Origin of the sequence: Rhodococcus sp. CX (assembly GCF_015865005.1) — a bacterium.
Classification (GTDB): Bacteria; Actinomycetota; Actinomycetes; order Mycobacteriales; family Mycobacteriaceae; genus Rhodococcus.
The window spans coordinates 1-5,945 of record NZ_JADZGH010000213.1; the positions used below are offsets into that span (position 1 = coordinate 1).

The following is a 5,945-nucleotide window of genomic DNA, read 5'->3' on the forward strand; positions in this document are numbered from 1 at the left end:
GCTCCGGACACCGTGGCGGCGATTCCCGCCTCGCGGAGCCGCGCGATCCACTTGGTGGTGAGCGGCAGCGCCGGAGCCCGCTGCCCCTGGTGCAGCATGTCCTCGGTCGCGGGCATCAGCAGGTCGGGACGCTGGGTCAGCGCGACCACCGCCAGTGCGGCGCGGCTGACGTTGAACGACGCGTCGCGATGCGGCACGAGATCGGGCAGCAGTCCGCGGGTGTGCGCGGTCGACGAGCGGACCGACGGGACCAGCACGACGACCTTGATCGCCGGGTCCACGGCCAGCTTCACGGCCCGGTAGACACGCTGCTCGGCGTCGACACCGGCTTCGCTCCACGATACGACGGCACCGCCGAGGACGCTCGCCGACGCGTTGTCCGGGTGCCCCTCGAACTCGGAGGAGAGCTGCACGAGCTGCGCGTCGTCCAGTGCCCGCTCCGGCGCGACCTTGCGCACCAGGCCGTTCGCCGCGGCGAGCCCGCCGACGACGGCGGATGCCGAGGACCCCAGACCCCGCGAATGGGGAATGACGTTGCGGCACACGATCTCCAGGCCGTCGGCCCACACACCCGCGGCTTCGAGGCCACGTTCCACCGCACGCACCACCAGGTGGGTGGGGCCCCACGGCACCTCCTCGGCGCCCTCCCCTTCGACGCGGACGTCGAGACCGGATCCGGTTGTGGTGACGGTGATCTCGTCGTACAACCCGAGAGCGAGACCGAGCGAGTCGAATCCGGGCCCCAGATTCGCACTCGACGCGGGAACCCGGGCCGTCACCGAGATCCCTACCGGCAGAGTCTGCGTCATGTCGTGATTCCCAACAGAGGAGGGCGAGGCGGTCACTGCGTCTGCTCGAGGACTAGGCCAGTTCGAGCGCCGAGGCCACAGCGACGGGGTCGACCGGGATCGGCTGCACCACGGGAACATCGCGCAGGGCGGTGTCCGGGTCCTTGAGGCCGTTGCCGGTGACGGTGCACACAACCCGGAGGCCGCGCGGCAGCCAGCCCTCCTTGCTCGCGGCGAGCAGACCCGCGATCGACGCCGCCGACGCCGGCTCGACGAAGATCGACTCGGACTTCGCGAGCAGGTGGTACGCCTCGAGGATCTCCTCGTCGGTGGCGGCACGGAACGCGCCGTCCGACTCCTCCTTCGCGGCGACCGCACCGTTCCACGACGCGGGAGCGCCGATCCGGATCGCGGTGGCGATGGTCTCGGGATCCTTGACCGGGTGGCCGAGCACGAGCGGGGCCGCACCGGCGGCCTGCACACCGAGCATGCGGGGACGGCGGGTGCTCACGCCGTCGGCGAAGTACTCGGAGTAGCCCTTCCAGTACGCGGTGATGTTGCCCGCGTTGCCCACCGGGAGCACGTGCACGTCGGGAGCGTCGCCGAGCGCGTCGACGATCTCGAACGCGGCGGTCTTCTGTCCCTCGATACGGACCGGGTTGACGGAGTTGACCAGGCCGATCGTCGGGAACTCGGCGGTCGTCTTGCGGGCCAGCTCGAGGCAGTCGTCGAAGTTGCCCTCGACCTGGACGATCCGGGCGCCGTGCATGACGGCCTGGGCGAGCTTGCCCATGGCGATCTTGCCCTGCGGCACGAGCACCGCGCAGCCGATGCCCGCGCGGGACGCGTACGCGGCAGCCGACGCAGAGGTGTTGCCGGTGGAGGCGCACAGCACCGCCTGCTTGCCGGTCGCCAGCGCCTCGGTGACGGCCATCGTCATGCCGCGGTCCTTGAAGGAACCGGTGGGGTTGAGCCCCTCGACCTTGACGTGGACCTCGCAGCCGGTGATCTCGGACAGGCGAGGTGCCGGGAGCAGCGGCGTACCACCCTCGCGCAGCGTCACCGTCTTCCAGCCCTCACCGATCGGCAGTCGAGAACGGTACGCCTCGATCAGGCCGGGCCACGGGGTGTGCACGGGGGTGATGTTCTTCTCGGCCGCGCTCATTCGGCGGATCCCTCCAGTCTCAGGACACTGGTCACAGCAGTTACGGATTCGAGTTCATCGAGTGCTGCGACGGTACTCGACAACGCTTCGTCGGTGGCGCGGTGCGTGAGCACCACCAGGCGCGCACCGTTTCCGGCGCCTTCCTGGCGCACGGCGGAAATGCTGACCCCGCGCTTGGCGAACTCGGCGGCCACGGCGGAGAGCACACCTGCCCGGTCCGCGACCTGCAGGTTCACGTAGTAGCGGGTCATGATCTCGCTCATCGGCGCGATCTCGAGATCGGCGTACTTCGATTCGCGGGGACCGCGACCGCCCTGCACGCGGTTGCGCGCGGCCATCACCAGGTCGCCCATCACCGCGGACGCGGTGGGAGCGCCGCCGGCACCCTGGCCGTAGAACATCAGGCGGCCCGACGCCTCCGCCTCGACGACGACGGCGTTGAACGCGCCGGACACGCTCGCGAGGGGATGCTCCCGCGGCACCAGCGCGGGGTAGACCCGCGCCGAAACCTTGTCCTTGCCGTCCTCGGTGGTGATGCGCTCGCAGATCGCGAGGAGCTTGACGGTGCAGTTCAGCGCGCGAGCGGACGTCAGGTCGGCGGCAGTGATCTTCGAGATGCCCTCGCGGTACACGTCGGCGGCGGTGACGCGGGTGTGGAAGGCGATGGACGCGAGGATCGCGGCCTTGGAGGCGGCGTCGAAGCCCTCGACGTCCGCAGTCGGATCGGCCTCGGCGTAACCGAGCCGGCCCGCCTCGGCGAGCGCCTCGGCGTAGTCGGCTCCGGTCTCGTCCATCGCCGACAGGATGTAGTTGGTGGTGCCGTTGACGATGCCGATGACACGGTTGACGCGGTCGCCGGCCAGCGACTGGGTCAGCGGGCGGATCACCGGGATCGCACCGGCGACGGCGGCCTCGAAGTACAGGTCGACGTGCTTGGCCTCGGCTGCCTCCGCGAGTTCACCGGTGTACTCGGCGAGCAGCGCCTTGTTCGCCGTGACCACGGACTTGCCGGCGTCGAGCGCGGTCCGCACGAGCTTGCGGGGCAGGTCGATGCCGCCGATGACCTCGACGACGATGTCGACGTCGTCGCGCGCGATCAATCCCTCCGCGTCGGTGGTCAGCAGCTCGACCGGGATGCCGCGGTCCTCGGAGACGGTGCGCACGGCGACACCGCGCAGCTCCAGCGGTGCACCGATGCGTGCCTCGAGATCGGCTGCGTCGTCCCGGATGATGCGGACGACCTCGGCGCCCACGGTGCCGTGGCCGAGCACCGCCACGCCGACGGGACGCGGCGCCTGACTGGTCCCCGTTTCGGTCGTCACTCCGTAACCTCCAAGCTGAGCAGATCTTCCACGGTTTCCCGACGCAGGATGACGCGGGAAACGCCGTCCTTGACCGCCACGACGGCGGGACGGGCCAGCAAGTTGTACCTGCTGGACATCGAATAGCAGTATGCACCGGTCGCGGCGACGGCCAGCAAATCCCCGGCTTGGACGTCCTCGGGCATCCAGGTGTCGCGGATCACGATGTCACCGCTCTCACAGTGCTTGCCGACGACTCGCGAGACGACCGGATCCGCGTCGCTGACGCGGGAGACCAACCGGGCCTCGTACTCCGCCTGGTACAGGGAGGTGCGGATGTTGTCGCTCATGCCGCCGTCGACGCTGATGTAGCGGCGGCTGTGACCCGCGGCGACCGCGACGTCCTTGATCGTGCCGACCTCGTAGAGGGTGATCGTGCCCGGTCCGGCGATGGCGCGGCCCGGCTCGACCGCGAGGGTCGGGGTGGGCAGTCCCGCCAGCGCGGATTCGGTGCGCACGATGTCGAGGAGCTTCGCGGCGAGTTCCTCGACCGGCGGCGGATCGTCGCTCGGCACGTACGAGATGCCGAGTCCACCGCCGAGGTCGACGATGTTCAGCTGGGACGTCTTGTCCACACCGAACTCGGCGACGATGTCGCGGAGCAGGCCGATCACCCGGTGTGCGGCCAGTTCGAAGCCGTCGACGTCGAAGATCTGCGAGCCGATGTGGCTGTGCAGGCCGACCAGCCGGAGGTTGGCGGTCTCGAAGACCCGGCGCACCGCGGACATCGCGACCCCTCCGGCGAGCGAGAGACCGAACTTCTGGTCCTCGTGCGCGGTGGAGATGAACTCGTGGGTGTGCGCCTCGACACCGACGGTGACCCGGATCAGCACGTCCTGCACGACCCCGGCTTCCCCGGCGATCGCGTCGAGCCGGTCGATCTCGGCCATCGAGTCGAGCACGATGTGCCCGACCCCGGCCGCGACCGCGGTGCGCAGTTCGGCGACGGACTTGTTGTTGCCGTGCATCGCGATCTTCTCGGCGGGGAACCCGGCGTGCAGTGCGACCGCGAGTTCACCACCGGACGCGACGTCGAGGCACAGGCCCTCCTGCTGCACCCAGCGGGCGACCTCGGTGCACAGGAACGCCTTGGAGGCGTAGTGCACCTTGGTGTCGGGCCCGAACGCCGCGGCGATGTCGCGGCACCGGGACCGGAAGTCGTCCTCGTCGATCACGAACAGCGGGGTGCCGTACTTCTCGGCGAGTTCGGTGACGGGAACCCCGGCGATGCGGACGACGCCGTCGTCGCCGCGGCTCGTGCCGCGCGGCCACACCTGCCGGTGCAGCGCGTTCAGTTCCTCGTGGGTGGTGGGCCGTTCGGGCAGGCCCGGTGCGTGCGGAATCTCAGCGTGCCGCGGACCGGCGGGGTGCGCGTTCACATCCGCTCCGGAGCGCTGACGCCGAGGAGGCCGAGGCCGTTGGCGAGAACCTGACGGGCCGCCGCGCACAGCGCGAGCCGCGCGGTGTGCAGGTCTCCGGGCTCCTCGTCGCCCTGCGGGAGGATGCGGCACGCGTCGTAGAACCGGTGGTAGGCACCGGCGAGTTCTTCGAGGTAACGCGCGACCCGGTGCGGTTCGCGCAGTTCCGCGGCCTTCGCGACGACGCGCGGGTACTCACCGATGGTGCGGATCAGGTCGCCCTCACGGTCGTGGGTGAGCAGCGCGAGGTTCGCACCCTCGGCGCTGAGACCGAGGTCGGCGGCGTTGCGCGCGATCGACGACAGGCGGGCGTGCGCGTACTGCACGTAGTAGACCGGGTTCTCGTTGCCGGCCGAGGCCCACAGCTCGAGGTCGATGTCGATGCTCTGGTCGACCGACGAGCGCACGAGCGCGTAGCGGGCGGCGTCGACACCGATCGCCTCGACGAGGTCGTCGAGGGTGATGACGGTGCCGGCACGCTTGCTCATCTTCACGGCCTGGCCGTCGCGCACGAGGTTGACCATCTGGCCGATCATGACCTCGACGGTGTCGGGGTCGTCGCCGAATGCGGCCGCGGCGGCCTTGAGCCGGCCGATGTAGCCGTGGTGGTCGGCGCCGAGCATGTAGATGCACAGGTCGAAGCCGCGCGAGCGCTTGTCCTGGAAGTAGGCGATGTCGCCGGCGATGTAGGCGGCGTTGCCGTCGGACTTGATGACGACGCGATCCTTGTCGTCGCCGAAGTCGGTGCTCTTGAGCCACCACGCGCCGTCGGCGTTGTACAGGTTGCCGGAGCCCTTGAGCGTCTCGACGGCCTTGTCGACCGCGCCGGATTCGAACAGCGAGTTCTCGTGGAAGTACACGTCGAAGTCGACGCCGAACTCGTGCAGCGTGCGCTTGATGTGCGCGAACATCAGGTCGACGCCGATGGACCGGAACGTCTCGTGCCGCTCGGCCTCGGGCAGGTCGAGCGCGCCGGGCGCCCGCTTCTGCACCTCGGCGGCGATGTCGACGATGTAGTCGCCGGCATAGCCGTCCTCGGGGGCCGGTTCGCCCTTCGCCGCGGCGATCAGCGACCGCGTGAAGCGGTCGATCTGCGCGCCGTGGTCGTTGAAGTAGTACTCGCGGGTGACCTCGGCGCCCTGCGTCGACAGGATCCGGCCGAGCGCGTCGCCGACCGCGGCCCAGCGGGTGCCACCGAGGTGGATCGGGCCGG

Annotated in this window: 5 protein-coding genes; all 5 read right to left on the bottom strand. The window is 70.0% G+C overall.

The window, feature by feature from the left end:
• Positions 1-809 (bottom strand): homoserine kinase (gene thrB, locus I0Q12_RS23425; RefSeq protein WP_197255202.1); only part of this gene is annotated, 809 nt, incomplete at its 3' end.
• A gap of 52 nt (positions 810-861) precedes the next feature.
• Entirely contained in the window at positions 862-1,953 is a 1,092-nt protein-coding gene (thrC, locus tag I0Q12_RS23430; protein WP_197255218.1) for a threonine synthase, read from the bottom strand.
• Positions 1,950-3,275, bottom strand: coding sequence for a homoserine dehydrogenase (locus I0Q12_RS23435; protein WP_197255219.1), 1,326 nt, complete (start codon positions 3,273-3,275; stop codon positions 1,950-1,952). The genes thrC and I0Q12_RS23435 overlap by 4 nt, the downstream gene beginning before the upstream one ends.
• A complete protein-coding gene (gene lysA, locus I0Q12_RS23440) occupies positions 3,272-4,693 on the bottom strand; it encodes a diaminopimelate decarboxylase (protein WP_197255220.1) in 1,422 nt (473 codons plus the stop codon). The genes I0Q12_RS23435 and lysA overlap by 4 nt, the downstream gene beginning before the upstream one ends.
• Positions 4,690-5,945: arginine--tRNA ligase (gene argS, locus I0Q12_RS23445; RefSeq protein WP_231611293.1), on the bottom strand; the 1,256-nt coding region annotated here is incomplete at its 5' end. The genes argS and lysA, both read right to left, overlap by 4 nt.

What these genes read in the sequence shown, in the direction of transcription:
- thrC (WP_197255218.1), bottom strand. Translation starts at nt 1,953, where the DNA reads ATGAGCGCGGCCGAGAAGAACATCACCCCCGTGCACACCCCGTGGCCC.